Annotated in this window: 25 protein-coding genes; 11 read left to right on the forward strand and 14 right to left on the reverse strand. The window is 69.0% G+C overall.

What is annotated here, in order from left to right:
* Positions 1-15 precede the first annotated feature (15 nt).
* The 3 genes from ACIBL3_RS01485 to ACIBL3_RS01495 are packed head-to-tail and all read right to left on the reverse strand — an operon-like array spanning position 16 to position 3039.
* Positions 16-534 carry an AAA family ATPase gene (locus ACIBL3_RS01485; protein WP_396351189.1) on the reverse strand — a complete coding sequence of 173 codons (519 nt, stop codon included), beginning with the start codon at positions 532-534 and terminating at the stop codon, positions 16-18.
* A gap of 47 nt (positions 535-581) precedes the next feature.
* Positions 582-1739, reverse strand: a complete 1158-nt coding sequence (locus tag ACIBL3_RS01490; RefSeq protein WP_396351190.1) for an anhydro-N-acetylmuramic acid kinase — start codon at positions 1737-1739, stop codon at positions 582-584.
* Position 1740: 1 nt separating this feature from the next.
* Complete coding sequence (locus ACIBL3_RS01495; RefSeq protein WP_396351191.1) at positions 1741-3039, reverse strand: MFS transporter; 1299 nt, start codon at positions 3037-3039, stop codon at positions 1741-1743.
* A 151-nt stretch (positions 3040-3190) separates the two neighbouring features.
* Here ACIBL3_RS01495 and ACIBL3_RS01500 point away from each other — a divergent pair, with 151 nt between their 5' ends.
* From ACIBL3_RS01500 to ACIBL3_RS01510, 3 genes are all read left to right on the forward strand, one after another.
* Complete coding sequence (locus tag ACIBL3_RS01500; RefSeq protein ID WP_396351192.1) at positions 3191-3685, forward strand: SigE family RNA polymerase sigma factor; 495 nt, start codon at positions 3191-3193, stop codon at positions 3683-3685.
* Positions 3682-5040: a hypothetical protein gene (locus ACIBL3_RS01505; RefSeq protein ID WP_396351193.1), complete on the forward strand. Its 1359-nt coding sequence runs from the start codon at positions 3682-3684 to the stop codon at positions 5038-5040. Before ACIBL3_RS01500 ends, ACIBL3_RS01505 begins: the two co-directional genes overlap by 4 nt.
* Before the next feature lie 146 nt (positions 5041-5186).
* Positions 5187-6098 carry an endo-beta-N-acetylglucosaminidase H gene (locus ACIBL3_RS01510; protein WP_396351194.1) on the forward strand — a complete coding sequence of 304 codons (912 nt, stop codon included), beginning with the start codon at positions 5187-5189 and terminating at the stop codon, positions 6096-6098.
* Here ACIBL3_RS01510 and ACIBL3_RS01515 read toward each other — a convergent pair.
* The gene (locus ACIBL3_RS01515; protein WP_396351195.1) at positions 6095-6616 is read right to left on the reverse strand and encodes a histidine phosphatase family protein; all 522 of its coding nucleotides are present in this window, start codon (positions 6614-6616) and stop codon (positions 6095-6097) included. The two genes, ACIBL3_RS01510 and ACIBL3_RS01515, sit on opposite strands and share 4 nt — an antisense overlap.
* Before the next feature lie 190 nt (positions 6617-6806).
* On the opposite strand from ACIBL3_RS01515, the gene ACIBL3_RS01520 reads away from it, so the two are divergent.
* From ACIBL3_RS01520 to ACIBL3_RS01545, 6 genes are all read left to right on the forward strand, one after another.
* Entirely contained in the window at positions 6807-8666 is a 1860-nt protein-coding gene (locus tag ACIBL3_RS01520) for an acyl-CoA dehydrogenase (protein ID WP_396351196.1), read from the forward strand.
* A 200-nt stretch (positions 8667-8866) separates the two neighbouring features.
* Positions 8867-10081: a hypothetical protein gene (locus ACIBL3_RS01525; RefSeq protein WP_396351197.1), complete on the forward strand. Its 1215-nt coding sequence runs from the start codon at positions 8867-8869 to the stop codon at positions 10079-10081.
* Positions 10078-10734, forward strand: coding sequence for a hypothetical protein (locus tag ACIBL3_RS01530; protein ID WP_396351198.1), 657 nt, complete (start codon positions 10078-10080; stop codon positions 10732-10734). Before ACIBL3_RS01525 ends, ACIBL3_RS01530 begins: the two co-directional genes overlap by 4 nt.
* Positions 10731-11957: a hypothetical protein gene (locus ACIBL3_RS01535; protein WP_396351199.1), complete on the forward strand. Its 1227-nt coding sequence runs from the start codon at positions 10731-10733 to the stop codon at positions 11955-11957. Before ACIBL3_RS01530 ends, ACIBL3_RS01535 begins: the two co-directional genes overlap by 4 nt.
* A 112-nt stretch (positions 11958-12069) precedes the next feature.
* Positions 12070-12843, forward strand: a complete 774-nt coding sequence (locus tag ACIBL3_RS01540) for a DUF4097 family beta strand repeat-containing protein (protein WP_396351200.1) — start codon at positions 12070-12072, stop codon at positions 12841-12843.
* 286 nt (positions 12844-13129) lie between these two features.
* A complete protein-coding gene (locus ACIBL3_RS01545) occupies positions 13130-13378 on the forward strand; it encodes a DUF6458 family protein (protein WP_360514471.1) in 249 nt (82 codons plus the stop codon).
* Here the strand turns inward: ACIBL3_RS01545 and ACIBL3_RS01550 are convergent.
* Positions 13368-15152, reverse strand: coding sequence for an NHL domain-containing thioredoxin family protein (locus ACIBL3_RS01550; protein ID WP_396351201.1), 1785 nt, complete (start codon positions 15150-15152; stop codon positions 13368-13370). The two genes, ACIBL3_RS01545 and ACIBL3_RS01550, sit on opposite strands and share 11 nt — an antisense overlap.
* An 80-nt stretch (positions 15153-15232) precedes the next feature.
* Here ACIBL3_RS01550 and ACIBL3_RS01555 point away from each other — a divergent pair, with 80 nt between their 5' ends.
* Entirely contained in the window at positions 15233-16075 is an 843-nt protein-coding gene (locus tag ACIBL3_RS01555) for a hypothetical protein (RefSeq protein ID WP_396351202.1), read from the forward strand.
* On the opposite strand, the gene ACIBL3_RS01560 is transcribed toward ACIBL3_RS01555, so the two are convergent.
* From ACIBL3_RS01560 to ACIBL3_RS01585, 6 genes are all read right to left on the reverse strand, one after another.
* Positions 16076-17710 (reverse strand): hypothetical protein, encoded by a 1635-nt coding sequence (locus tag ACIBL3_RS01560; RefSeq protein WP_396351203.1) that lies wholly within the window; start codon positions 17708-17710, stop codon positions 16076-16078.
* Positions 17711-17856: 146 nt separating this feature from the next.
* Positions 17857-18756, reverse strand: coding sequence for a carbohydrate ABC transporter permease (locus tag ACIBL3_RS01565; protein WP_396351204.1), 900 nt, complete (start codon positions 18754-18756; stop codon positions 17857-17859).
* Positions 18753-19655: a carbohydrate ABC transporter permease gene (locus ACIBL3_RS01570; protein WP_396351205.1), complete on the reverse strand. Its 903-nt coding sequence runs from the start codon at positions 19653-19655 to the stop codon at positions 18753-18755. The genes ACIBL3_RS01565 and ACIBL3_RS01570 overlap by 4 nt, the downstream gene beginning before the upstream one ends.
* Positions 19656-19699: 44 nt before the next feature.
* Positions 19700-20980 (reverse strand): ABC transporter substrate-binding protein, encoded by a 1281-nt coding sequence (locus tag ACIBL3_RS01575; protein WP_396351206.1) that lies wholly within the window; start codon positions 20978-20980, stop codon positions 19700-19702.
* A gap of 205 nt (positions 20981-21185) precedes the next feature.
* A complete protein-coding gene (locus ACIBL3_RS01580; protein WP_396351207.1) occupies positions 21186-22217 on the reverse strand; it encodes a zinc-dependent alcohol dehydrogenase family protein in 1032 nt (343 codons plus the stop codon).
* Positions 22218-22221: 4 nt separating this feature from the next.
* Positions 22222-22662, reverse strand: coding sequence for a deazaflavin-dependent nitroreductase (locus tag ACIBL3_RS01585; protein ID WP_396351208.1), 441 nt, complete (start codon positions 22660-22662; stop codon positions 22222-22224).
* A 58-nt stretch (positions 22663-22720) separates the two neighbouring features.
* Between ACIBL3_RS01585 and ACIBL3_RS01590 the strand changes: the two genes are divergently transcribed.
* Positions 22721-23182 carry a MarR family winged helix-turn-helix transcriptional regulator gene (locus ACIBL3_RS01590; RefSeq protein ID WP_396351209.1) on the forward strand — a complete coding sequence of 154 codons (462 nt, stop codon included), beginning with the start codon at positions 22721-22723 and terminating at the stop codon, positions 23180-23182.
* Here the strand turns inward: ACIBL3_RS01590 and ACIBL3_RS01595 are convergent.
* The 3 genes from ACIBL3_RS01595 to paaN all read right to left on the reverse strand — a co-directional run bounded on the left by ACIBL3_RS01595 (position 23170) and on the right by paaN (position 26891).
* Positions 23170-23688 (reverse strand): flavin reductase family protein, encoded by a 519-nt coding sequence (locus tag ACIBL3_RS01595; protein WP_396351210.1) that lies wholly within the window; start codon positions 23686-23688, stop codon positions 23170-23172. The genes ACIBL3_RS01590 and ACIBL3_RS01595 overlap by 13 nt on opposite strands.
* 13 nt (positions 23689-23701) lie before the next feature.
* Entirely contained in the window at positions 23702-25072 is a 1371-nt protein-coding gene (locus ACIBL3_RS01600) for a serine hydrolase domain-containing protein (protein ID WP_396351211.1), read from the reverse strand.
* Between the two features lie 148 nt (positions 25073-25220).
* Entirely contained in the window at positions 25221-26891 is a 1671-nt protein-coding gene (paaN, locus tag ACIBL3_RS01605; RefSeq protein WP_396351212.1) for a phenylacetic acid degradation protein PaaN, read from the reverse strand.
* Between the last annotated feature and the right edge of the window lie 65 nt (positions 26892-26956).

Consider the following 26956-nt stretch of genomic DNA (forward strand, 5'->3'; position numbering starts at 1 on the left):
GCACCAACTCGAAGGTCAACTCCGCAGCCGTCCCCACAACCCCAGCGTCTTCCCGAGCCGCTCACCGCGGATCCAGTCCAGGATGCCCTTCGCCGACCGCTCCGGTGACACGTCACCACGGACCGAGCGCGGCACGTGCATCCGGATCTCGGCCGCGTCCGCGATCGCCTCCTCGATCTGCGACTCCGGCCAGCCGCGCTTGGCCAGTCGTTTCCGCCGTACGTCGTCCGGACAGTCCAGATGCAGCCACCGCCCCTCGGGCAGCTCCTTCGGCAGCGCCGGCGAGAGCAGCAGCACCGGGATCCCGGACCGGCGGATCAGCTCGGTGATCCGCAACCACAGCGCGTTGTACGCCGGCCAGATCGGCGACGCCGTCGGAGTCGCGATGTCGATCCCGAGCAAGCGGCCGTGATCGTCCAGCAACTCGTCCATGTCCATCACGACCATGTTGCCTGGACTCAACCGCACCAGTTCCGGCACCACCGTCGACTTCCCGGAACCGGGCGCACCCGTCACCACGAAGAGCCTCGTCACGAGACTAGTGTCGCGTGCGCGTGGTAGCTCGGCGATGGTGGTGTGAGTCACTCGATCCGGAGACTCACCGGGGGTCGCGGGTCTCCCGCGACAACCGGCAGTCCCCGGGCTCCGGGAGTGATCGACCCGAGGACGCTCGAGTGCCGTGCACCCGTGCAGCTCGGGACCGTCCCGCCGAGCCCGTTCACGGTCAGGAACCCGAGTACGGCGAACGCGTACGCCTCCTTCGCCGCCGACGGCAACCCCAGCTCGTCGGTACTGCGGACCGGCACCGACCCGAGCTCCGACGCCAGCATGTGCATCAGCACCGGGTTCCGGATCCCTCCCCCGGACGCGACCACCTCGGTTCCGCCGTACCGCCGTACCGCCTCCGCGACGGTCCGGGCGGTCAGCAGCGTCACCGTCGCGACCAGGTCGTCCGCCGGGACCTCCGACGACAGCCCTTCGAGCGCCCCAGCCAGGCACGCGAGGTTGAACAGCTCCTTACCCGTGCTCTTCGGCGCCGACCGGGCGTAGTACGGCTCGTCCAGCAACCGCTTCAGCAGCTCCCCGTGCACTCGGCCACGACCGGCCATCGCGCCGTCCACGTCGTACGGCCGACCGGTCAGCTCGGTCACGACGGCATCGATCAGCGCGTTCGCGGGCCCGGTGTCGAACGCGACCGGCTCGCCGTGCACCACGGTGATGTTCGCGATCCCGCCGAGGTTCAACGCGATCGGTACGCCGGTCCGCCCGCGCAACCAGAGCACGTCGATGATGCTCACCAACGGCGCACCCTGCCCGCCAGCTGCGACGTCGCGGGCTCGCAGGTCCGACACCACCGTCGTCCCGGTCGCCTCGGCGATCCACGCCGGCTGGCCGAGCTGCAGCGTCCCCCGGACCGTACCGCCGTCGACCCAGTGGAACACCGTCTGACCGTGCGACACGATCAGGTCTGCCGAGCCGCCGCACAGCTGCTCCACCGCTTGCCGCGCAACGTCCGCGAACGCCTGCCCGATCCCGGTGTCCAGCCGGCACACCTGCTCCATCGACGTATTTGCCGGCGGCAATGACCCCTCCAGCGCATCACGAACCGAGGAAGGATAGGGCTGACTCAGCAGACCGAGCGGTGTCAGCACCAACCGGTCCCCGTCCAGCCGCAGGTCCGCGGCGGCCGCGTCGATCGCGTCGTACGACGTCCCGGACATCAGGCCGATGACTCGCATGTCAGTCCCGCAACTCCCGTCGATGGTCGTCACCGCGCAACGTGAGCAGCGCGATCACGCTCACCGCGCAGGTCACGGCCACGTAGTACGCGGGGATGTCGATGTTCTTGGTCCGCTTGATCAACTCGGTGATGATCAGCCCGGCGCACCCGGAGAACACCGCGTTGGACAGCGAGTACGCCAGCCCCAGACCGGTGTAGCGGGCCCGGGTCGGGAACATCTCCGCCAGCATCGCCGGCCCCGGGCCGGCCATCAGCCCGACCACCAACCCGGCGACGAACACGGCCGCGCCCTTGGCCGCATTCCCGGACTCCTTGTCCTGCAGCAGGTTCATCAGCGGGAACGCGAGTACGACGACCAGGGCCGCGCCGGTCACCATGACCGGCCGCCGCCCGATCCGGTCGCTGAGCCGGCCGGCCGGCAGGATCGCCGCGGCGAACCCGGCGTTCGCCAGCACGGTCGCGACCAGCGCCTGCTGGAACGATGCGTTCAGCGTGGCCTGCAGGTACGACGGCATCACCACGAGGAACGTGTATCCGGCGGCCGACCAGCCCATCAGCCGGCCGATGCCGAGCGCGATCGCCTTCGCGACCTCACCGGTGCTTGCCGGTCGCGGCTCCTCCTGCTGGACCCGGGAGAAGTTCGGCGTCTCGTCGAGCCGGAGCCGCAGCCACAACGCGACCAGGCCGAGCGGCAACGCGAGCAGGAACGGCACCCGCCAACCCCAGTCGGTCAGCGCCTCCTTGCTCAGCACGGTCGCCAGGATCGCGGCCAGCCCAGCACCCGCGAGCAGTCCGAGTGCGACGGTGAACGACTGCCACGCGCCGTACAGACCGCGCTTCGTCTTCGGCGCGAACTCGGTCATGATCGACACCGCGCCGCCGAACTCACCACCGGCCGACAACCCCTGCAGGGCCCGGACCAGCGTCAGCAACCAGGGCGCCGCGGCGCCGACGGTCGCGTACGTCGGCAGCAGGCCGATCAGCGTGGTCGACAAAGTCATCAGCAGCAGAACCAGGATCAGGGTCGGACGCCGGCCGATCCGGTCACCGACCCGGCCGAACACGGCAGCGCCGATCGGCCGGAAGAAGAACGCCAGCGCGAACGAGGCGTAGGTCTTGATCAGGCTCTCGGCGTCGCTGGTCGACGTACTGCTGAAGAAGTTCGCCGCGATCACGGTCGCGAAGAAGCCGTAGGCGCCGAACTCGTACCACTCGACGAAGTTGCCGACCGTGCCGGCGACCAGGGACCGCCGGGTCCGCGGGTCGGCCACGGTCTGACCGGTTGCTGCTGCACTCATCGGGTCCTCCTTGGACAAGGCCCCCGTAAGTTTTTCCCACCCCCACTACTCATCTTCGTCCATAACTTCCCAGTCGCGCGACCCGTGATGCAACCTTCCGTGAGCCGCCGGTGTCTACCTACTACCAGATCAGCTGACGGAGGAGGGGCGGATGGTCACCCGCGGTGACGATTTCGACGAGTTCGTCCGGGGGAGCTCGACCCGGCTGCTCCGGACCGCCGTACTGCTCACCGGCGACCGGGCGGCGGCCGAGGATCTCGTCCAGGAGACGTACGAGCGGGTGTACGTGCGCTGGCGGCGGATCCACGGCGCGCCCGAGGCCTACGCCCGCAAGACCCTCGCCAACCTCGCCGCGAACCGGTGGCGCAGCCGCGGGCGCAAACCGGAGACCGCGCTGATCGACCACGACGTCGCCACCCCGGACGGGACCGAGGGCTTCGTCGTTCGCGACCAACTGCTGTCCGCGCTCCAGGAGCTACCGCCGCGGCAACGAGCGGTCGTCGTCCTCCGGTACTACGAGGACCTCACCGAAGCGCAGACCGCCGAGGCGCTCGGGTGTTCCCTCGGCACCGTGAAGAGCCAGGCCTCCCGCGCTCTGGACCGGCTCCGCCTGATCACCGAACCAGCCCTGGAAGGACTCCGATGACCGAGACCGAACTCAAGCAGCGGCTGAGCGCCGGCGTCGACGACGTCGAAGCGCCCCCGGACCTGCTCGGCCGGGCCCGCCTGGGAGGTGCCCGGCGACTCCGCCGGCGCCGCTTCCTCACCCTGACCGCGAGCACCCTCGCCGTGGCCGCCGTCGGCGGCGTCGCCGTCACCGCGCCGGCCGTTCTGGACCGCATCCGGGACACACCGGTCGCGTCGACACCCGTCGCCGCCGATCTGTACAGCTTCCTGATGGCGACGCCGACCCGCGGCGACCTTGCGGACGACCAGGCATATCTCGACCAGGTGCTCACGGTCTGGCGCACCAGCCACCGCAAGTCGGCGAACTACGACCGCGGCATCTTCGACCACCTGCAGGGCAACGCGAAGGTCTACTGGGCCGGCAACACCCCGGCCGGCCGGGTCGCGATCGTGGCCGAGCACTCCTACCTGCGGCACCACGACAACATCCAGCTCGACAAGGAAGGCATCTACACCCTCGTCGGCTTCGTTGTCGACGGCAAGGACGGCAAGCCGGCGATGCTGTCGGACAGCTACCCGGCGCCCGGTGTCGGCCTGATGACCGGGATGGTGGCGACGAAGGGCGACACCAAGGCGCTCGTCGTCCTCGACACCGGCAAGAAGACCGGGTGGTCGGCGGGCCGGACGTACCCGGCGGACGGCGGCAGCCGCCGCGAGTACACCCCGCTGCGCTTCAAGGACGGCGTCGCTGTGGTCGAGCTCCCGCGCGACACCGGCCTTCCGGATCTCAGCATCAGCGGACTTCCGGCCACCGGTGAGACCTACCAGGGGATCGTGAACGGCGGCGTAGAAGCCGCGAAACCGGAGCAGAGTCCCGGCGACCGGCGGCTGTGGAGCGACTTCACCGAACTGGTGACCTGGCCGATGACCGCGAACGCGGACAAGCTGAGCACGATCGCGGCGAACCGGTTCGAGACCGCCCTCGACCCCGTCACGGACAAGAGCTACTACATGCTCGGACACTCGTTCTGGACCGCGTACGGCGTGACCGCGAACGGCTCGTCGGTGTACCTGGGCGAGCAGCAGATCGACAACGATCCGACGCGCGTGTACGCCGTACTCGAGCCCAAGACCGGCAAGCGCACGATCATCCCCGGCGGCGTCCCCGACGCGAACACTCCGCTGCCGGTGTCGATCAAGCTGCCCGCCGGCCAGGGCTGGGCCGTCGCGCACAAGGACGCGAAACTCTCCTACCGGTACGACGGCGGCGCCTGGAGCACACCGCGGACGAACGCGGTCCTGGTGCCCGCCGGCGACAAGGCAGAGGTCAAGGTCGAGGCGACCGGGATGACCGAGGTCGTCACGCTGCGCTGACGACCTCTTGACAGCGGGTTCACTCCGATCGATGATCGTGCTTGCTATACCGGTTTATCTTCTCTCGCCGCCTGGCCATTCCGCCAGGCGGCGAGAGTGACTTAACCGATATAGCGAATCCCGCCCCGATGCCGAGGAGTCGATCGATGAGTGCACCGCGCATGCGCCGAAGGACCCTGCTGTCAGCCCTGGCCGCGACCACCGCCGCCGGAGTCGCCGTACCGACCGCCGCCAGCGCCTACGCCAGGCCGCGGCCGCGCGCCAAGACCGGGCCGATCTCGGTGGTCTACATCGAGGTCAACAACGAGAGCATGACGAACGCCGCCAGGTACACGCTCAGCAAGGGCGGCGCGCAGGTGTTCGACGTCGCGGTCATCTTCGCGGCGAACATCAACTACGACGGCGCCAACGCCTACCTGCACTTCAACGAGAACGTGCAGAACGTGCTCGACAACGTGGCGACCCAGGTCCGGCCGCTGCAGCAGAAGGGCATCAAGGTCCTGCTGTCGATCCTCGGCAACCACCAGGGCGCCGGCTTCGCGAACTTCCCGTCCCAGCAGGCGGCCGACGCGTTCGCCCAGGAGCTCGCGGACGCGGTCAACCAGTACGGTCTCGACGGCATCGACTTCGACGACGAGTACGTCGAGTACGGCACCAACGGCACCGGCCAGCCGAACGACTTCTCGTTCGTCTACCTGGTCCAGGCGCTGCGCCAGAAGCTGCCGAACAAGCTCATCACGCTCTACGACATCGGCCCGGCCTCCGACCGGCTGAGCTACAACGGCGTGAGCATCGCGAACACCTTCGACTACGCCTGGAACCCGTGGTACGGCAGCTGGATGGTCCCGAGCGGCCCGAGCGACAAGGCCCGGCTGTCCCCCGCCGCGGTGTCGATCACCGCGACCAGCTCGTCCACCGCGGCAAGCCTCGCCCAGCGCACGGTCGACGAAGGGTACGGCGTCTTCCTCACCTACAACCTCACTTCGACGACCACCGCGAGCTACATCTCGGCGTTCACCAACAAGCTGTACGGCAGCTCCGCGATCTACACGCCCTAGAGGACGTACTCCCAGCCTGGTCGCCACTCGAACGGAGCGGCGACCAGGTCTTCGAGCGACGCGCGGCTGCCGAGCAGGTGGTCGAGCGACCAGCGGTTCGCGGAGTGCGCGACGATCAGCACGACCTGGCCGTCGTGCCAGCGCTTGAGGTCCTCGAGGAACGAGCGCGTCAGCTCCATCACCTCCCAGTAGCTCTGCCCGCCCGGAAACGGTGTCTGCACCCGGTTCACCCGCGGCTCGAGCGCTCCCCGCGGCGCGCCGTTCAGCGAGCCGTAGTTGCACTCGCGCAGCCGCCAGTCCTGGAAGTGCGGCGCGGTCAGGCCGGACGCCTCGACCGTCTGCACGGCCCGCCGCAGGTCCGAGCTGAACACGACATCGACGTCCTTGCGGCGCGCACCCAACTCGGCCGCCTCCCGGTGCCCCGCGGCGGAGAGCTCCCCGGGTAGCCAGCCGGTGGCGATCCCCTGCTCGTTGTCGAGCGTCGTCGAGTGCGTCTCGTAGACCAGCCTCAGCTTCACGGGACAAGTCTCCTGGATCACGTCCCGGACAAACTTCTTTGTCTTCGTTACCCGCGGGTATATACTTAAGTTACTCGTGAGTACAACGCTGCCAAGAGGTAGGGGACCCCTGTGAGAGAGCGAAGCGATCGAACAAATATGCACAGCAGCCTCTGGCTCATGCCGCAGCCGAGCGAAGCGAGGTGAAGGCGTGAGCCACTACAAGTCGAATCTGCGGGACATCGAGTTCAACCTGCTCGAGGTCCTGGGCCGGGACGAGGTGCTCGGGCAGGGCCCGTACGCCGAGATGGACGTCGACACCGCCCGTGAGGTGCTGGCCGAGATCGACCGGCTGGCCAAGCACGAGCTGGCCGAGTCGTTCGCCGAGGCCGACCGCAACCCGCCGGTCTTCGACGCCGAGGCGCACGAGGTCCGGATGCCGGAGGCGTTCAAGAAGAGCTACCACGCCTACATGGACGCCGAGTGGTTCAAGCTGGAGCTGCCGGCCGAGCTGGGCGGCCAGCCGACCCCGCCGTCGCTGCGCTGGGCCGCCGCCGAGCTGGTGCTGGGCGCCAACCCGCCGGTGCACATGTACGCCGCCGGCCCGAACTTCGCGCACGTGCTGTGGCGCAACGGCGTCGACCGTGACAAGAAGATCGCGCACCACATCATCGAGCGCGGCTGGGGCGCCACCATGGTGCTGACCGAGCCGGACGCCGGTTCCGACGTGGGCGCCGGGCGGACCAAGGCCACCCTGCAGGACGACGGCAGCTGGCACATCGAGGGCGTCAAGCGGTTCATCACCTCCGGTGAGCACGACCTGACCGAGAACATCGTGCACCTGGTGCTGGCCCGGCCGCAGGGCATCCAGGGCGTCGGTGGTCCCGGGACCAAGGGCCTGAGCCTGTTCGTCGTGCCGAAGCACCATTTCGACCTGGAGACCGGCGAGCTGACCGGGGAGCGCAACGGCGCCTTCGTCACGAACGTCGAGAAGAAGATGGGCATCAAGGTGTCCACCACCTGCGAGATCACCTTCGGCGACGGGATCCCGGCCAAGGGCTGGCTGCTCGGCGAGGTGCACGACGGCATCGCGCAGATGTTCCAGGTGATCGAGTACGCGCGGATGATGGTCGGCACCAAGGCGATCGCGACCCTGTCCACCGGCTACCTGAATGCGCTCGAGTACGCCAAGGAGCGGGTCCAGGGCGCCGACCTGACCCAGCCGGCCAAGGACGCGCCGCGGGTCACCATCACCCACCACCCGGACGTCCGCCGCTCGCTGCTGACCCAGAAGGCGTACGCCGAGGCGCTGCGGGCGCTGGTGCTGTTCACGGCGACGTACCAGGACCGCGCCGAGCAGGCTCGGTACGCCGGTGAGCACGACGTCGTCGCCGTGGGTGTGAACGACCTGCTGCTCCCGCTGGTCAAGGGCTACGGCTCGGAGAAGTCGTGGACGCTGCTCGGCACCGAGTCGCTGCAGACCTTCGGCGGCTCCGGCTTCCTGCAGGACTACCCGATCGAGCAGTACGTCCGGGACGCCAAGATCGACACCCTGTACGAGGGCACCACCGCGATCCAGGGCCAGGACCTGTTCTTCCGCAAGATCATCAAGGACCAGGGCAAGGCGCTGGGCCACCTGGCCGAGCAGATCCAGGGCTTCGTCGCCTCCGAGGCCGGCAACGGCCGGCTGAAGGAGGAGCGCGGGCTGCTGGCGAAGGGCCTGGAGGACACCCAGAAGATCCTCGGGGTGATGGGGCAGGCGCTGATGGCGAGCAACCCGCAGGCGGAGAACGGCGACCCGCGCAACATCTACAAGGTCGGCCTGAACACCTCGCGGCTGCTGTACGTGCTGGGTGACGTGGTGTGCTCCTGGCTGATGCTGCGGCAGGCCGAGGTCGCGCTCGACAAGCTCGGCGGCGAGCTGTCCCCGGCCGAGCAGGACTTCTACACCGGCAAGGTGGCCGCGGCCCAGTGGTTCGTCCGGACCACGATGCCGTCGGTCCGGGCCGAGCGGGTCAAGGCCGAGCTCACCGACCTGGACGTGATGGACCTGCCGGAGTCCGCCTTCTGAGTTTCCCGGCTCCTCCGGCTCGATCACTTGCGCGGATCGAGCCGGAGGTCGGGGCAGATGCATCTGCCCCGGGTTGCCCCGCGATCTGCCCTGGTGAAGAGGCTGTCTGTAGAGGAACGTTTCTGCCCGTGGCACCCAGCGACCCTGGCTCGGCTTCCCCTGTCCGAGCCAGGGCCCTGCCATTTCGTACCCTGTTCCGGATGTCCGCCACCCTGCGCCGCCTCGCCCTCCTGTTCGCCGTGCTGGCGTTCGTTCCGGTGCTGCCCGCGCGGGCAGCGACGCCACAGCTGCCGGACCGGATCGCAGCCGCCTGGCGGACCGACAAGATCTACGTCGACGAGCGGCTCCGCCCGATCCCTGAGCTGGACCGGATCCGCGCCGAGGCCGGGACCGTCGACTTCCCGGTGTACGTCGCGCTGGTGCCACAGTCGCCGCACACGCGGGAGAGCTCGAGTGACCTGACGACGTTGCTGCAGGCACGGGTCGGGCAGCCGGGGCTGTACGTGGTGGCCGTGGTCGCCGACGACTACTGGTCCGTCGCCGAGGAGCTGTTCCGGCCGGCGGGGCTGAGGGGCCGGGACCTCACCGGCGTCCGGCTCGACGACGAGCAGTACTACGACATCGTCAACGACCGGCCGGTGCCGCAGATCGTGCGGACGATCCAGCATGCGGCCACGGCGTACGACGGACGGCCGCTGCCGGCGATCCCGGTCAGTGACCTGGATCCGCCCTCGACGCGGAGCGGGCCGTCGACCACGGATCGGGAGGACCAGTCCGTGTTCACCGGCCTGGGGATCGGCGTCCTGGCCGGGTTCGCGCTGACGCTCTGGATCGCCCTGCGGCGGAAGGCCCGGCCCAAGAAGCGCTTCTCCGCCGAGCCGCCGCCGATCGCGGCTTCGGACATGCGGGGCCGCGCTGACGACTGGATCGAGCGGGCGCAGCAGGCGATCGACCGGCTCGACAAACGGCCGCGGAAATCGGTCAAGCTCCTCGACCAACGTGACGACGCCTGCCGTCGCCTGGATGCGGCCCGCAAGCTGCGCGACGGTGACACCGACGATCTGCTCACGATGACCGGTGCCTGGGTCCTGGCCTGGCAGGCCCAGCGGGGCGCCAGCGGGGCGAGCGTGGCGCGACCATGTTTCTTCGATCCGACGCACCGCTCCGGGACGGCGACGGTCGACTGGTCGGACGGCATCGAGGTGCCGGCCTGCAAGCAGTGTGCGCGGATCCTCGGCAAGGGCCAGACGCCGTACGGGCTGCAGGTGTGGAAGCGGTCCGGCCTGATCGGGCGCGAGCAGGTGCCGTACTGGACGCTGGATCCGGAGGACAACCTGATGGTGGCGACCGGGTTCGGCGCGCTCTCCGACGACCTGCCCGAACGGGTGGCCGGGCTCCAGGACGACGTCCGGTGAAGCGGCTCATCCTGTTGCTTGTGGCAACTATGGTCCTGGTGCCCGGGGTTGCGTGGGCCGCGGTTCCGTCCGACCCGCGGATCACCGCGGCCAAGGCCACCTGGGCGACGTCGCCGTTGTACGTCGACCCTGACTACGCGGCCGTGGTCGACGCGACGCAGTCCGCCGAGCTGCTCCGCGAGATCAAGGCGGCGCCACTTCCCGTGTACGTCGCCGTCGTACCGACTGGGGAATGGTTCGACGAGCAAGGGGACACCACATTGCTGGCCGGCTGGCTCGCGGCCGCGCACGGCAAGCCCGGGTTGTACGTCGTGATGGACGGTGACACGACGTACGGCGTGGAGCACGAGATCGCGGCGTGGGCGCCGGAGAGCACCTGGGCGGAGGCGAGGCAGTCGATCGCCGGCCAGCTCGCGGAGTACCTCGAGGACGTCAAGGTGGACGACGACCGGTACGACGCCAAGCCGGCTCGGACCGAGCCGCTTCCGCCCAGACCGGAGAGGAGCTCGACCAACGAGCCGTTCACGGTTGGCAAGGCGATCGGCAACGGGGTCGGCGGCGGCGTACTCGGCCTGATGGGTGGCGCGTCGCTCGCCGCGGTCGTGCTCGGAGTAGCGGCTCTGGTCGCCCGACGACGTGGAGGAACTCAGTGAAGACGCGGGTGGCCCTGACTGTGCTGTTGACGTTGCTGGTGTCGCTGACCGCCGTACCAGCTCGAGCGCAGACGCCGGCAGAGCGCTCCCGCGAGATCGCGACGGCTCTGGCCAAGGACCCGCTGTACGTCGACCCGGCGTACAGGTCGGCGCTTCCGGAGAACCAGCTGGCCGACGTACGCGCCAAGGCGAAGGCGCTCGGGTACCCGGTCTACTCGATCGTGCTGCCGCTGTCGCCGAGCGACCCGTTCCGGGGCGAGGAGCGGAACGTGCTCACCCTGGTGATCGATGCCCTCGGCAAGCCCGGGCTGTACGTCGTGGTCGACGGCGGTGGCCATTTCCCGTGGTACGAGGCGCACTCGCTGCCGCAGGTGGACGACGACAAGCTGCGGGCGGCCCGGGAGCGGGCGCTCGACGATACCGGGTACGACGCCGGACCGACCGAGGTCCTGTCCAAGATGTACGACCTGCTGGCGGCTCCGGAGCTGCCGGCGGCCAACCCGACGTCGAGCACCCGCCCGTCAAGTTCCGATGAGCCCGAGGAAGAGTCCTCGGCCGGGTTGATCGCGTTGATCGTCGGGCTGGGGATCGCCGCGCTGGTCGGGCTGGGGTTGGTGATCGGCCTTCGTCGGCCTGGCGTCGACCGGCCGCGGCGGGAGAAGCCGTTCAGCATTCCGCCGCATGTGGCTGCGACAGTTGCTCTGGAGAGACGGCGTCGGCTGACTCGCGAGACCGGGCTGGAGCTGACCAAGCTGGGGTCGGAGCTGGCCGCGCTGCCTGCGGCTTCGGGAGACGAACTGCGGCATCAGCAGGCAGCGCTCGATGCGCATCACGCCGCTCGGAAGGTCCTCGACTCGTCGGAGGATCTCGTCGACGTGGTCGGCGCGATGGTGCTGCTGGACAAGGCTCGGCGGGAGTACGACGCAGCCGTGGCGGTGGCGGCCGGCCGGAAGCAGGACGCCGTACCGGAGCTGTGTGCTTTCAACCCGCTGCACGGAAGGTCGGCGGGGCGGCCGACGCAGGTGGACGCCGACGGGACGACGTTGACGCTGCCGCTGTGCGCCGAGTGCCGGCAAGCGCTGAAGCAGGGCAAGGCGCCGGCCTCGCTGCCCGGCGACGACGGTCCCTACTGGCACGGCGACGACCTGTGGGCGCGGACCTTCTTCGGCAGCATCGACGACGACCTCGCCGCCGCGGTCTCCCGGGGCGAGTACCGGAGCTGACCTCCGGCGTCCCTGAGGTCTGGTTCAGGGACGCCTCGGGGGATCTGCCGGATCCTCCGTCACTGCCACCCGGCCTACTGTCGAGCGGACAGGATGGGACAAGAAGGGGCGGATGATGGCGGAGACCAAGCAGCTGGGGGCAGTGCTTCTGGTGGCCGGGGCGGCGTTGGCGTTCTGGCAGTTCGGGGACCGGGACTCGACCGACGACCACGAGCTCGGCGACCGGATCAGCACGGTCCAGCTGGCCGCCAAGAGCTCCGACATCACCATCAAGGTCTCCGACGACGACAAGACCACCGTCCAGGAGAAGCGCCAGTTCTGGCTGTGGAAGCATGGTGACGCCTACTCGGTCGACGACGGCGTCCTGAAGCTCGACGGCGACTGCGGCTGGCAGTGCAGCGCCGACTTCGTGGTGACGGTTCCGCGCGGGACCAAGGTGACCGGCGAGAACGGCAGCGGAGACGTCTCGATCACGGGCGTCAGCGGGGTGGACGCGCAGTCGCGGTCCGGGACGATCGAGATCAACGACGTCACCGGCGACGTGAAACTCGACCTGACCTCGGGTGACGTGGTCGTGAACGACCTGACCGGCAAGCTGGACGTGACCGCGACCTCTGGCGACGTCGAGGCGTCGGGGTTGAAGGGCGGCGCGGTCACCGCGGAGACCACCTCCGGTGATCTCGAGCTCCAGCTGGCCGAGGCAAACGACGTTCGGGCGAAGGGCACCAGCAGCGATATCGAGGTGATCGCGCCGGCGGGCGGCTGGAACGTCAGCACCGAGACCCGCAGCGGCGAGGTCGACAACACCCTCGGCGACGACCCGAACGGCTCCCACACCATCACCGCCACGACCACCAGCGGCGACATCGAGCTCAAGACCCACTAGGGCCTGCCTGCTGATCCCGCGCCGTAGCGAGCAGGTGCTCGGTGCGGTGCATCGGCGTGCTGGAGCGGAGGTCTCGATGCGGAGCATCGTGGCCTTCGGGCCAGTGCGGCGAGGTGCCGTGCCGAGTGCCGCGCAGTAGGCGGGGGATCAGCAGGCAGGCCCTTTGGGCGTTTACGCACGGGTACCTAGTTGTCGTTCGTGGTGTAAGAGACATGCGTTATGGATGGATTACACCGTGCGATCAGAGTAGTTTCGAAGGTGAGGAACACTTCGCTAGGAGGCTCGGATGAGCATCGGTGTGGGGATCTTTCTGATGGTGGTGGGCGCCATCTTCGCCTTCGCCGTCCAGGACTCATGGGACGCTGTCAACCTGACCGTGGTGGGCTACATCCTGATCCTCGCCGGACTGGCCGGGATCGTGCTCTCCTTCTACATCACCAACCGGCGCCGTCGGGTCGAGACCGACGCGATCGATCCGGCGATCGAGGAGGAGTACCGGGTGGTCGAGGAGCACCACCGCGACGTCAAGGAGTAGACGCTCCGGACAGCACCAGCTCGAGCCGCGTGGCACCTTCCGGGGTCACGCGGACCGGGACTCCCCAGTCCTGCCGATGCATGTGACAGGCCGGGAACTCGACCTCCGCGGAGTCGTCGCACGATGCAGCCTGTACGGCGACATGTAAGACGCCGTCGCCGACCCGCTCGTCGATCACTAGCGTGCGGGCGAGATCCGTCGAGTCGCCGGCGCCGTCGCGGAGCAGGCTCTCCGGGGTGGACGACACCAGGAGCCGGGTCGACGGGCCGTAGCGGTCGTCCAGCTTCTGCCCCGGCGGTGGCGTGAACACGACCTCGAGCGTGACCTCGCCGGCCGCGACGTCCATCGGTGGACGTTGGGTCCGGGTGCTGAACTCGTCCGCGGTCGCCGAGGCGCCGAGCGGGATCCGGGTCAACCGGTGCGCGGCGGACTCGACCACCAGCAGTTCGTTGCCCACGACAACAGCACCGCTGGGCTCGGCGAGGCCGGTCGCCATCGTGTCGACCACGTCGGCGCGCGGGTCGTACCGCCGTACGGCGCCGTTGTAGGTGTCGGCGATTGCGATCGAACCGTCGGGCAGCACGGTCACGCCGAGCGGGTGCTGCAGCAAGGCCTCACTCGCCTTGCCGTCGCGTAGGCCGAAGTCGAACAGGCCGGTGCCGACGGCGGTGTGCACCTCGGTGTCGATCCAGCGCAGCGCGGAGATCTCCGAGTCGGCCAGCCAGAGGCGGTCGCCGTCGACGGCGAGCCCGCTCGTCTGCGCGAACCAGGCCTGGTCGAGCGCGCCGTCCTTCAGGCCTTCGTTGGTGGTGCCGGCGGCGACTTCGGTGACCCTGGTGACCGGGTCGAAGGTCCAGAGCTGGTGTACGCCGGCCATCGCGATCCAGACCTTGTCCTGCCACCACGCGACATCCCACGGGGAGCTGAGGACCTCGGTGCCGTCGCCGTCCATCCACTGCTTGCCAGTGCCGACCAGGGTGCTGACGTGGCCGGTCTCCAGGTTGATCCCGCGCAGGGCGTGGTTCACGGTGTCGGCGACGACCACGTCGTACCCGAGTTCGGTGGCGACGTCGGCCGGCAGGCGGGTGAGGCCGTTCGGCTCGGAGAAGGCGGCCTCGTCAGCGGCGCCGTCGGCGAGTCCACGGTGGCCGGTGCCGAACCGCCGTACCACGGTGGTCGCGTCGTCCGCGAGCTCGACGATGCTGTGGTTGCCGGCGTCGGCGACCAGGAACCCGTTGTCCAGGGCAATCACCTTCGCCGGGAAGCGGAGGTCGGTGGGCTCCGGCTCCGGAGCGACGTACGGCGACTTGCCCCGCGTCAGCGTCCCCGCCTGCTCATGCTCGGCGATCAGCTCCGCCAGCTGAGCGTCCAACGCGTGCGCGTGGCCCTCACCGGAGTACTGCGCGACGATGTAGCCATTCGGATCCACCAGCACCAGCGTCGGCCACGCCCTGGCGGTGTAGTTCTGCCAGGTGATCAGCTCCGGATCGTCGAGCACCGGATGCCCTACCTCGTACCGCTCCACCGCGGCACGGACCGCGGCCTCCTCCCCCTCGTGCGCGAACTTCGGCGAATGCACCCCCACGATCACCAGCGCGTCGCCGTACTTCTCCTCCAACGGCCGCAACTCGTCCAGCACGTGCAGGCAGTTGACACAGCAGAACGCCCAGAAGTCGAGCAGCAAGAAACGCCCCCGGAAGTCCGAGAGCGACAACTCCCGCCCACCCGTGTTCAACCACCCACGACCCTTGAGCTCCGGCGCACGCACATGCATGTCCCCCATTGTCCGCCGGGGCTCAACACGGACCGCGGTCGGCCCAGCATGCGACCCGGCGCCGCTGACAGAATGTCCCGGTGCCAGACCTGGACCAGAGCGAGCCGCCGCCCACCGCTCCCGCGAAGCAACCGTGGTCTTCCTGGCTCAAGGACGCCAACAAACTCGCCCTGGCCGCGCTGATCGTGGCCGTCGTCGTCCTCCTCGTCGGCGACGACCTGGTGTCGCGGGTCGGCGGCTGGATCAAGGGGAGCCCGAGTCTCGACGAGCGCGTCCGCGCGGCCATCGAGGAGTGCCGGCAGGACGGTTTCGAGTGCAAGACCTCCAAGTCCATCGTGATCGCCAACGGCGCCGGTGAGTTGACCGCGGTCGGCGTCGACCTGGTCACCAAGGAGGAGCTGAGCAGCTCGGCGGGGTCCGCGGTGCTGGTCTTCGACAAGTCTGGTGACCTGCGCTGGAAGTCGCCAATCCAGTCGTTCCTGCCTGGGTACGGACTGACCGCGCTGGACACCGACGTGACGAACCACCTCTTCGTCAGCTTCGCGGTCACCAACCACAGCGGCATCGCGTGGGTGATCGACCCGTCGGCCACGCCGCCGCAGACCTTCGGCAGCGTCGGTGGAACCGGCCTGGTGGTCGACGCCTACGAGGAACCGACCTTCGCCGGGGTGCGCCGCCTGATCACCTACCGCGAGGGCTGGCCGGCCAACACCCGGAACCCGAGCACCAGTCGCGACGTGTTCGAGTGGAACGGAACGGCGTACGTCCACAAGTCCTGTGAAGTCGTCGGTCCGATCGATGCGAACGGACGACGCCAAGTGCTGCGCACTCTGCAGGCGGGTTCCGCCAAGTGCCTGCAACCGGTCGGGAAGTACTCGGTCGATCTCGACGGCGAGCGGAAGCCGACCGCGGATCCGCCCTGATCAGCGCGGGAGGATGAGGGTGTCGGTGAGGAGTTTGGCGGTTTTGCGGAGGGTGGCGGGGGAAGACGCGAGGTCGGTGGCCAGGGAGTAGGGGGTGAGGGGTTCGCCCGGGCCGACAAGGCGGTGCCGGTGGGCGAGGAGCCAGACGATGGCTCGGGGCCAGGTGGACAGGCGGGCTTTGGCGAGCAGGTCGGGGGCGTCGCGGACCAGGCGTTCGGCGATGTCGAAGGCGTCGGGGGCGTACGTCGTACCCAGGGTTTCGCCGGCCATCAACCAGGCGTGCGGTGCGAGGACGGACAGCGTCGCCGCCTGGGACTTGTCCAGGCCGCGCAGGTCCGGTTGGGGTGGGGTGCCCAGGCCGGACAGCGCCCGGTAGGCGTCCTCCAGGTCGTTGGTGGTCTCGTCGAGGAAGACGCGTTCGCCCGGCTTGGAGCCGACCGGGTCGACCATCGCCGCGGCCTCCAGCGCCGGCGTCCAGACGTCCACCGCGTCGACCGCCTCGTCGATGGCGTCCAGCGCCAGCTGGGTGCGGTCCCCCGCGAACTCCAGCCAGGCCTTGACCACCATCGGCACCGCCCTGAAGTAGGTGCTATCGGCAAGCACCTTGCGCGGCAGCCAATGCGCCAGGAACAGCTCCACCAGTACGGCGCTGACCCGCAGCGGACCGCCGACCGTGTGGTCCACCGCGTGGTCGATCCACAGTCGCACGATGTCCGCCGCGTCGCCGGGCAGCCCATCGGCGTACGGCGACGCCAGGAACTCTTCGACCAGTTGGTCGCGCTGCTTCGGTGACAGCAACGGCCGGATCGGCGGGCGGATCGGGCGCTCCGGCAACTGGGTCAGCCGATTCACCAGCAGGCCGGAGAAGAACTCGAAGTCCTCGGTCACCGGCGGGTCGTCGTAGTCGTTGGTCTCGCCGAGCGCCTGCAGGATGATGCCGGCGGCGGTCGGTGGCCGGACCGTCCGGATGGTCACCCGGCCGCCGCGCTGGTACGCCTCGAGCACCCGGTCCACCGGCGGGCCGACGAACACGTCCTTCACGATCGCGCCCAGGTTGTTGTCGATGAACACCACGACCGTGTGCGGATGCTGCTCGTCGTCGTAGTCCAGGACGACGCTCAACCCGTCGCCGGTGATGTCCTCGGAAACGATGGCGCTGGTCAGCCGGAACCCAGCGATCCGGGTCACCCATTCCGGCACCCAGTTCTCGGTCCGCAGCCGGGACAGGTGGGCTCGCTGCAGCGGCAGCCGCCCGGCCGGCCCGACCGTGCGGGCCAGACTCGTCAACAGAACAAAGGATTCCGGGTCGCGGCGTTCACCGAGCACACGGGCGGCGTCGGCCCAGAAGAACCGCTCCACCTCGCCGATCTCGTCCGGCCGCCCGGCCGGCCACAGCTGGTCGGCGAGCATCGCGGCGGACCGCGCCACCGAGGCCTCCGCGATCACCGGGTGCAGAGCCCGCGGCGCAGCGGCCAGGTCGAGGGACAGCGTTTCCAGCAGCGTTTCCAGTACGGCGACACTCGGCGTGGCGTCGACGTCGACACCTACCGTGGGTCGCGAGGGCGGGGCCGGGGTCGAACCGACCAGCCGCAGGTGGCTTGGTCGACCGCTCCGGCCGCGTGGTGACTTGGTCACGTCCGCGACATTACCGCCCAGCCCCAGTCCGCCGCAGGCCCGTGCGCGCGTCCTGTGGATAACCTTGTCGACACGCCGTCACCACACGACTGCGGCCCGTGCATCGAGTAGCACGGGCCGCGAACGCCGTACGTCGGCTCGCCAGGTCAGCCCTTCAGGGCGCCGGCCATCAGGCCGCCGATGAACCAGCGGCCGAGCAGGATGTAGACCAGCAGCGTCGGGAACGACGCGATCAGCGCGCCCGCCATGCTGGCCGCGTAGTCGACCTTCTGCCCGCCGGCCAGCGCCGCCAGGCCCAGCGTGATCGGGCCGTTCTGCTGCTGGGTGAGGAACAGCGCGAACAGGAAGTCGTTCCACACCGAGGTGAACTGCCAGATCAGCGTCACCACGAACCCGGAGATCGAGATCGGCAGGATGATCCGAGCGTAGGTCTGGACCAGCCCGGCGCCGTCCACCCGGGCCGACTCGATGATCTCGTTCGGCACGATGGTGGCGTAGTAGTTCCGGAAGATCAGCGTGCAGATCGGGATGCCGTAGATGACGTGCGCGATGATCAGCGTCGGTACGCCGCGGGTCACGTCCAGCTCGGTGAACGTGGTCCGCAGCGGCAGCATCACGGCCTGGTAGGGGATGAACATCCCGAACAGGATGAACGCGAACACCAGGTTCGCGCCCGGGAACCGCCAGCGGGCCAGCACGAACCCGTTCGCGGACCCGATCATCGACGAGATGATCGCGGCCGGGATCGCCAGCGAGAGCGACCGGACCATGTACGGCTGCAGCGTGTCCCAGGCCTTGCGCCACGGCTCCAGCGTCCACGTCTCCGGCAACGACCACTGCGCGGCGGCGGTGGTGTCGCTGGACGTCTTGAAGCTGCCGATCACCACGACGTACACCGGCGTCAGGACGAACAGCAGGAAGAGCAGCAGCAGGAGGTAGCGAATCGTCCGGCTGCGGCGGGTCGAGCCGTCGGAGATGACCGACCGCTGCGGTTTCCGGCGAATTGCCGCGGCGGCCTGTCCGGTCGCGGCCTCTGCGGCGGTCATTCTTCACTCTCCTGCTTGACGGTGTAGGCGACGTACGGGATGACGAGTACGGCGACCACCGCGAGCATCACGATCGCGATCGCGGCAGCCTTGGCCATGTCACCGCGGAGCAAGGTGTTCCACATGTAGATGGACGGCACCTCGGTGCGGAACTGGTTCGGCCCGGTGATCGCGTAGATCAGGTCGAACAGCTTCAGCGACATGTGTCCGAGGATGATCAGCGCCGACAGGGCGATCGGCGACAGCTGCGGGAACAGCACGTGCCGGTACAGCTTGAACTCGCTCGCACCGTCGACCCGGGCCGCCTCCCGCAGCTCGGGCGGGATGCCCCGGAACCCGGCCAGGAACAGCGCCATGATGTAGCCGGACAACTGCCAGACCGCGGGCAGCGCGATGGCCATCATGGTCGTCCATCTACTGCCGGCGGTCCACCAGGGATTCTCCAGGAAATTGAGCTGGAGGATCGAGAACAGCCGGTTCAGGCCGCGCGCGTCCTCGCCCTGGGACGGGTTCAGCAACCAGCCCCAGACCACGCCGGAGGCGATCATCGAGACCGCCATCGGGAACAGGAAGATCGACCGGAACACGCCCTCGCCGGTGACCCCCTTCTCCAGCAGCAACGCCCAGAGCACGCCGAAGATCAGCGTGCCCACGATGAACGCCACCGTGAGCACGCCGAGGTTCTTCAGCGAGTTGAGGAACCGCTCCTCGCTGAACAGGTTCGTGTAGTTCTCGAACCCGACATAGTTGGCCGAGCCGCCCCTGCGGGCGGTGTGCCGGTCGGTCAGCGAGGTGTTGAACGTCCAGGCGATCAGCCCGTAGACGAAGTACCCGAGCAGCAGCACTGTCGGCAGCAGCACCAGGGCGCCTGGGCCCCAGGTGCGGATTCTTCCGTGCATGGCTCAGTCCTCCGACCCGACGCCGGCCCGCAACTCGGCCGGCATCAGCTCGTCTTCATCGCATTGCCGAGCGCCGTCTGGAGTTGGGCTACGTTCTGGCTACCGCTGAATTGGCTGATCGCGGACAGGATGTCGTTGTTCTGGCCGAGCGTGCAGGCGGCGCCGTGCGCGCAGGACGGAACGATCTTGTCCTTCTTCCAGTCGGCCATCGCGCTCTGCTGGTACTTCGGGTAGTCCCCCGGAACCGCGTCCGAGCGAGCCGGGATCGAGCCCTTCTTGGTGTTGAACGCCTTCTGGCCCTCGGCCGAGCCGGTGACCTTCAGCCAGCACTTCGCGCCGTCCGGGTTCTGCCCGTCGGTCGGCAGCGTGAAGGAGTCCGCCAGGTACTGGAAGTTGCCCGCCGTCCCCGGAGCCGGCCAGTAGGTGTACGCCGTGTCCGGGACCTTGTCGGCCAGCTGCTGCGCGGCGACCCAGTCACCCATCAGCGTGTAGCCCGCCTGACCCTTGTTCACGTACTGCAGCGCGTCCGGCCAGTCGATCGCCTCACGGTCGGCGTTGGTGTAGGACAGCAGCTTCTTGTACTTGTCCAGCGCGGCGGTCACGTCGGCGCCGGCCCAGTCGGTCTCGCCCTTCCACAGACCGGTGAACTTGTCCGCGCCGAGCTCGGCCAGCAGTACCGCCTCGACCAGCATCTCCTGGGCGAAGCCCTTGGAGATGGCCAGCGGCGCCTTCACGCCGGCAGCCTTCAGCTTGTCCATGTCCGCGATCCACGCGTCCACGTTCGCCGGTGCGGTGGCGGCGTCGAGGTTCGCCTTCTTCAGCACGGTGGGGTTGGCCCACACCACGTTCGCGCGGTGCACGTTGGCCGGGATCGAGTAGATCTTGCCGTCGACGGTCAGGTTGTCGATCAGGCTCTGCGGGAAGGCCTTGTCCAGACCGAACTCCTGGTAGAGGTTGCTGACGTCGTCGACCTGACCGGCCTTGATGTAGTCGCCCAGCTCGGCGCCCGCGTGCGCCTGGAACGTCGACGGCGGCTTGCCCGCGGCGAGGTCGTTCGCCAGCACCTGCTTGGCGTTCGACCCGGCGCCACCGGCGACCGCGGAGTTGACGAACTTGAAGTCCTTGCACTCGGTGCCGAACACCGAGACCAGTCCGTCCAGACCGGCCTTCTCACCACCGTCGGCCCACCAGGTGAAGACGGTGACGTCCTTGGTCGCCGCCGCGTCCCCACCGCCGCCACCGTCGTCGCTGTTCCCGCAGGCGCTGACCGCGAGAAGACCCGCCGCACCCAGCACCGCGACGGCCTTGCTCAGACCACTACGCATGTTTTCACTCTCCGATCAATTGATGGAGCCGCCTGTGACAACGATGCCCCCTTGACGGCCCAACTCTGGGCACGCCGCGCGCCGGGTGTCAACGATCCGCGCAAGCGCGTTGCGCAGCCGTGACCCCCGGTGGGGCTAGCGTGTGAGAGCGCGCACATCGAGCGCTCGAGCGGGCACCGCGCGCACTGAGCTTGCGCGTTTGTGACTACGGTTTGAGCAGAACCTTGACCGCGCGGCGCTCGTGCATGGCTTTGTAGCCCTCGGCCACTTCGGCCAGCGGGAGCTCGGCGTCGAACACCAAGCCGGGGTTGATCTCCCCGGCCAGGACGTCGGCCATGAGCTCGGGCAGGTACGCCCGCACCGGCGCCATCCCGCCGGCCAGCCCGACGTTGCGGCTGAACATGGTTCGGATCGGCACGTCGACCCCGTGCGGCACCCCCACGAACCCGACCGTGGCCCCGGCTCGCGCGACCTCGAAGGCGGTCGTCATCGCCTGCCCGGTCCCGACACACTCCAGTACGGCGTCCGCCCCGACCCCACCGGTCAGCTCGAGTACGGCGTCCCGCGCCGCGTCACCGCGTTCGGCAATGATGTCCGTGGCACCGAACTCCACCGCAAGCTTCTGCCGAGGTTCATGCCGCGACATGGCAACGACCCGCTCGGCGCCCATCCGTGAGGCAGCCAGTACGCCGCACAGCCCGACGGCACCATCGCCCACCACCACGACCGTGTCACCGGCCTTCACCCGGGCGGCACGGGCAGCGTGCCAGCCAGTGCCCATCACATCGGACAGCGTGAGCAGCGACGGGACGAGCGAGTCGTCCGGCAGCTCAGGCGTTGCGACGAGCGTGCCGTCGGCGTACGGAAGCTTGACGTACTCGCCCTGGCCGCCGTCGGCCCGGCTGCTGCCGTAGCCGACCAGGTTCTGGCAGGCGGTCTGGTAGCCGGCCTGGCAGTGCGGGCAGGTCCCGTCGCTCACCACGAACGGCGCGATCACGAAGTCGCCCGGCTTGACCGTGCGGACGTCGCTGCCGATCTCCTCGACGATGCCGACGAACTCGTGCCCGATCCGGCTGCCCGGCCGGATCTTGTTCTCCCCGCGGTACGGCCACAGGTCCGAGCCGCAGATGCACGAGGCAACCACCTTCACCACCGCATCCGTCGGCCCGTCGAGCTTCGGGTCGGGGACGTCGCTCAGCCGGACGTCGTACGGCGCATGGATCGTGGTGGCTCGCATGGACTCACACTACGAGAAAGACCACCGAACCCGGCGCGGCAGCTGCGAACTCGTCAGGGTCGGCACTCGTGACGGCGCCGACGTGGATGAAGAACGGCACCCCGTTGGGGACCGCGGCCGGAAACGCCCGCAGGACCGCCTCCTTCTCGACCGGATCCGTCACCTCCTCCAGCCGGACCCGCGTCGACTTCCGGCCGGCCGCGAGCAGCCCCCACCCGGCCGCCTGCGCATTCCGCACCCAATCGGAGGACGGCACCGGACTCAGGATGTAGCGCTTGCCGTCCACGGTCAGCGGCGACACCGGCGTCGTCCGCATCGCGCCGCTCGAGCGGCCGGGCACGGACAGGACATGGATGGTGCCGAGCGGCAAGCCGACGCGGGACAGCAGTCTGACCAGCCGATTCACCGGCTTCAGCCAGCCGGGCAAGGGCGTCGTGACAGCCATCGCGATCTCCCATTTATTTCGACGATCGAAACATTGGATCAAGGGTAGACTATTTCGAGTGTCGAAACAAAACCTGATCGGGGAGATCGTCGAGGCGGTGGTGCGGTTCCAGAACGCCACCGATCGGGTGGACGCCGCGGCGGCTGCGGTGCTCGGCGTGAACCGGACCGATCTGCTGTGCATCGGGCTGCTTTCGATCAGCGGTGGGCTGACCGCCGGGCAGCTAGCGGTCGAGGCAGGGCTGAGCCCAGCCGCGACGACCGCTGCGATCGAGCGGCTGGAGAAGGCCGGGTACGCCGTACGCACGAAAGACGACACCGATCGGCGCCGGGTGCTGGTGACGGCGACGCCGTTGGCGGAGGAGCGGGTGGAGAAGCTGTACGGTCCGGTCAGGCCTGCCGGGACGGCGGCGCTGTCTCGCTACACGCGAGCGGAGCTGGAGACGATTCACCGATTCCTGGTGCAGGGTGAAGAGCTGCAGAACCGGCAGGCCGAGCGGATCCGGAATCAGAGCGTGTAGTAGCGGCCGCGGCGGTGGACCAGCGCGGGAGTCTCGTCGGGCGAGAGTTCGACGTGGACGATCTCGAGCTGGACCTGGAGCGCCCAGCCGACTTCCGGCGGATCCGGGGAGACCAGGGTGCAGCCGGCCCAGGTTTCGACGCCGACCGGCGCCGGGCCCCACTCCGTGTCGGTCCAGTCGATCATCTTGAACGGGCCGCCGGGCGCCGGGGCGACGTACCCGAACGCGTCGGCCAGCCGGCGGTGCGGCTCACCGAGCAGGGCGACCACCGCGGTTCTTGCCTGCCGCAACGTTTCCCAGAGGTCCGAGTCCGGGTCGATCAGGCCGACGACGTACCCCGGGTCACCGTCCGCCACGACCATCGACGCGACGGTCAGGCCGGCGCGCTTGCCGTCGTACGCGGTGGTCCAGAGACCGACGGGTGACGCCAGCCGGCCCCGCAACCGCCGTACCGGGCTCCGCTCGGACTCGGGTGGCAGGAACGGATGATCGCCATGGATCGTCATGCCAGCACGGTACTCAGCCGTTCGTCACCCGCGACGGCAGGGCGAACTGTTCGATCGGCTGCATGCGCAGACCGCCGGCGGACCGGATCGACTCCGGACGGCCGTCCGCGCCAAAGGTGAAGTGGTACCGCTGACCGTACGAGCCGCCGCCGTGGTCCTCGGTGACCAGCAACGTGTCGCCGTCGACCTCCAGCGTCGGCGGCTTGTCCGCCGGGTCGCCGAGCGTGGGATCCACGGTGTACAGCCGCCCGCCGAGTTGCACGATGTCGGCGACGCCCCAGAGCCCGGCGTAGCGGCCAGTGAAACGGCTCAGGTCGGCGGACTGCTCCGGGCGGTCCTTCGACTGCGCGAGGTCGAGCAGCTTGAACAGGCACTCGGCCAGCTGCTGCGCCGGGCCGTCGATCGCGTTCGTCAGCACCGACACCGCGATCCCGGCCCTACCGTCGACCAGCGACCGGGTGATGTGGCCCGGGTAGCCGCCGCCGTGACCGAACAGCTCCCGGTCGCCGGTCTTTGTCAGCTGCAGACCGAGCCCGTACTTCGGCCAATCGTCGGTCCCGACACTCCACTGTGCATGCTGCATCTGCCGCTTGGACGAGTCGGTCAGGAGCCGGTCGTCGCCAGGCAGGTGCGCGGAGAAGTAGGTGACCAGGTCGGTCGCGGTGCCGTAGAACCCGGTGGCGGCGGCCAGCGCCCGGGTGTCGACGTGGTCGATCGGCACGCGGGTGTCGGCGTACGCGAGAGAGCTGTAGCCGGTGGCGTACTCCGCACTCCGCGACGGATCCAGCTCCGGCCCGAGATCGGACAGCCCGAGCTTCTCCACGATCTCGATCCGGACGTGGTCGTTGTACGACCGGCCGGTCGCGCCCTCGATCACCAGCCCGAGCAGCCCGTAGCCGATGTTCGTGTACTTGAACCGCTCGTGCTCCTCGATCACGGCAGCCTGCGGCGACCGCAGTACGGCGAGCAGCTCGTCGCGATCGGGGAACGGCTGCGCGAGCTGCCAGAAGTCCGCGTCGTCGCTGTCCCGGGTCAGACCGCCGGCGTGACTCAGCAGGTCCCGCAGCGTCAGCTTGCCGGCCGGGGCATCGACCAGCTCGGTGACGTGCATCTCCGCCCTGTCGTCGAGCCGCAGCCGGCCCTTCTCGACCAGCTGCAGCACGGCCGTCCCGGTGAACGTCTTCGAGTGCGACGCAATCCGGAACAGGTGCCGCTCGGTCAGCGGTACGGCGCCCTCGACGTCGGCCAGACCGTACGCCGCTGAGAAGGCGACCCCGCCCGTGGCGAACACGGCCGCCTGCACTCCGGGCACCCTCCGGTAGCGCTGGTTGAACGCCAGCCAGCGGTCGTAGTAGGCGAGTACCTCGGTCAAGCTCTGGGTCACGGCGGTTCTCCTGGACGGGTCGGCGGATGGAGAGTCTGGAAGGTGCTGGTTTCGCACACCTCCAGCTTCAGCGTCCGCTCAACGACACTTCGCCAGCAACTTGAGGACCGCGAGTCCCGCGAAGAGCAGGGCGAACCCGTCCCGTCGATCACGCAATGTGGCGGCGGGACTGGATGACGCGGAAGCGGCTCGCGACGTAGGCGCCATCGGTGTAGGTCGCGTTGGCGGCCGGGTTGGCGCCGGTGCCGTGGAAGTCGCTGAACGCAGCCGACTGGTTCACGAACACCTGGCCGGTCAGGTTCTCCGACAGCGCGACGCCCGCGTCGAGGGCGGCATCCCGCGCCGCGTCCAGGACGTTGGTGTCGGTCGAGTAGATCCCGGCCGTCATCGCGCCGCCCTCGGTGACGGTCTTGCGGAACAGGTCGATCGACTCGTCGGTGTCGGTGGTCCTGACCAGGAAGGACACCGGCCCGAAGCACTCGCGCCCGTACACCTCCTCGTCCTTGGCGTCGATCGCGACCAGGAGCGGCGTGCGGACCACGGCGTCCGGGAAGGCCGGGTGCTGGATCGACCGCGACTCCAGGACGACGTCGCCGTACTCCGGAGCGAGCTCGAGCCGGCTGATCACGGCCTGGTTCACGATGCCGCCGAGGATCTCGACGGCGCGGGCGTCGTCCCCGAGCAGCTTGCCCATCGCGGCGGCGATGCCGGCACCGACCTCCTCGAAGGACCTGTGCCCCTCGTCGGTCTCGATCCCGCCGGCCGGGATGAAGAGGTTCTGGGTGGTGGTGCACATCTGGCCCGAGTACAGCGACAGCGTGAAGGCGAGGTTCCCGGTCAGTGCCTTGAACGCGTCGGTCGAGTCGATGATGACCGCGTTGACACCGGCCTTCTCGGTGAAGACGGTCGCCTGGGTCGCGTTCTGCTCCAGCCACTCGCCGAACTCGCTGCCGCCGGTGAAGTCGACCAACTTGACCTCGGGCCGGGTCGCCAGCGGCTTGGCCAGGCCGTCACCGGCCCGCTCGGCGGCCAGGGTCACCAGGTTCGCGTCCAGGCCGGCCTCGGCGAGCACCTCACGGCACACCTGGACGGTGATCGCCAGCGGGAGGACGGCCAGTGGGTGCGGCTTGACCACCACGGCGTTGCCGGTGACCAGCGACGCGAACAGGCCGGGCCAGGAGTTCCAGGTCGGGAACGTGTTGCAGCCGATCACCAGCGCGACCCCGCGACCGGCGACGGTGAACGTCTTCTCCATCCGGATCGGGTCACCCTTGGCCGGTTTCTCCCAGGTCGCCTCGGCCGGGTACCGGTTCATCTCCTCGTAGGCGTACGCGACCGCCTCCAGCGCCCGGTCCAGCGCGTGCGCGCCACCGGCCTGGAACGCCATCACGAACGCCTGACCGCTGGTGTGCTGGACTGCGTTGGCCAGCTCGAAGACCCGCTTGTGCAACCGGTCGAGGATCTCCAGCGTGACCCCGGTCCGGCCGTCGATTCCGGCGTTGCGCCAGTCCTTGAGCCCGGCTTGTGCGGCCGTGAGCAGGTCGTCGAGGCCGTCCTCGACCACACGCGGGTAAGCGATGTCCAGCTTGATCCCGTACGGCGAGTGCTCGGTGACCACCTCGCCGCGCGAACCCGGGATCTCCAGCGGGAACGTCGCACCGAGGTAGGCCTCGAACGCCGTCTTGCCGTCGGCGGCGGCGGTCTCGCCGTACACCCGCGGACTGGGCGACTCCGGGAAGGCGGAGTGGTAGCCGCGGCCGCGGATCGCCTTCAGCGCGTCGTCGAGGCGCTCGCGGTGGGTCGCCAGCCAGTCGGTCATGGATCCTCCAAGCTCGGGGTCTGCGTCTGTGATGTTACAGTCGTTGGCGCGACCGGGGGTAGGGT

Source organism: Kribbella sp. NPDC050124 (assembly GCF_044460355.1).
Lineage (GTDB): Bacteria > Actinomycetota > Actinomycetes > Propionibacteriales > Kribbellaceae > Kribbella.

Excerpts from the sequence above, each read along its gene's own strand:
- ACIBL3_RS01595 (WP_396351210.1), bottom strand. The coding sequence starts at position 23,688 with ATGACGATCCATGGCGATCATCCGTTCCTGCCACCCGAGTCCGAGCGG.
- ACIBL3_RS01545 (WP_360514471.1), top strand. The coding sequence starts at position 13,130 with ATGAGCATCGGTGTGGGGATCTTTCTGATGGTGGTGGGCGCCATCTTC.
- ACIBL3_RS01500 (WP_396351192.1), top strand. The coding sequence starts at position 3,191 with ATGGTCACCCGCGGTGACGATTTCGACGAGTTCGTCCGGGGGAGCTCG.
- ACIBL3_RS01580 (WP_396351207.1), bottom strand. The coding sequence starts at position 22,217 with ATGCGAGCCACCACGATCCATGCGCCGTACGACGTCCGGCTGAGCGAC.
- ACIBL3_RS01510 (WP_396351194.1), top strand. The coding sequence starts at position 5,187 with ATGAGTGCACCGCGCATGCGCCGAAGGACCCTGCTGTCAGCCCTGGCC.
- ACIBL3_RS01570 (WP_396351205.1), bottom strand. The coding sequence starts at position 19,655 with ATGCACGGAAGAATCCGCACCTGGGGCCCAGGCGCCCTGGTGCTGCTG.
- ACIBL3_RS01540 (WP_396351200.1), top strand. The coding sequence starts at position 12,070 with ATGATGGCGGAGACCAAGCAGCTGGGGGCAGTGCTTCTGGTGGCCGGG.
- paaN (WP_396351212.1), bottom strand. The coding sequence starts at position 26,891 with ATGACCGACTGGCTGGCGACCCACCGCGAGCGCCTCGACGACGCGCTG.
- ACIBL3_RS01565 (WP_396351204.1), bottom strand. The coding sequence starts at position 18,756 with ATGACCGCCGCAGAGGCCGCGACCGGACAGGCCGCCGCGGCAATTCGC.
- ACIBL3_RS01505 (WP_396351193.1), top strand. The coding sequence starts at position 3,682 with ATGACCGAGACCGAACTCAAGCAGCGGCTGAGCGCCGGCGTCGACGAC.
- ACIBL3_RS01525 (WP_396351197.1), top strand. The coding sequence starts at position 8,867 with ATGTCCGCCACCCTGCGCCGCCTCGCCCTCCTGTTCGCCGTGCTGGCG.
- ACIBL3_RS01575 (WP_396351206.1), bottom strand. The coding sequence starts at position 20,980 with ATGCGTAGTGGTCTGAGCAAGGCCGTCGCGGTGCTGGGTGCGGCGGGT.
- ACIBL3_RS01490 (WP_396351190.1), bottom strand. The coding sequence starts at position 1,739 with ATGCGAGTCATCGGCCTGATGTCCGGGACGTCGTACGACGCGATCGAC.
- ACIBL3_RS01585 (WP_396351208.1), bottom strand. The coding sequence starts at position 22,662 with ATGGCTGTCACGACGCCCTTGCCCGGCTGGCTGAAGCCGGTGAATCGG.
- ACIBL3_RS01495 (WP_396351191.1), bottom strand. The coding sequence starts at position 3,039 with ATGAGTGCAGCAGCAACCGGTCAGACCGTGGCCGACCCGCGGACCCGG.
- ACIBL3_RS01550 (WP_396351201.1), bottom strand. The coding sequence starts at position 15,152 with ATGCATGTGCGTGCGCCGGAGCTCAAGGGTCGTGGGTGGTTGAACACG.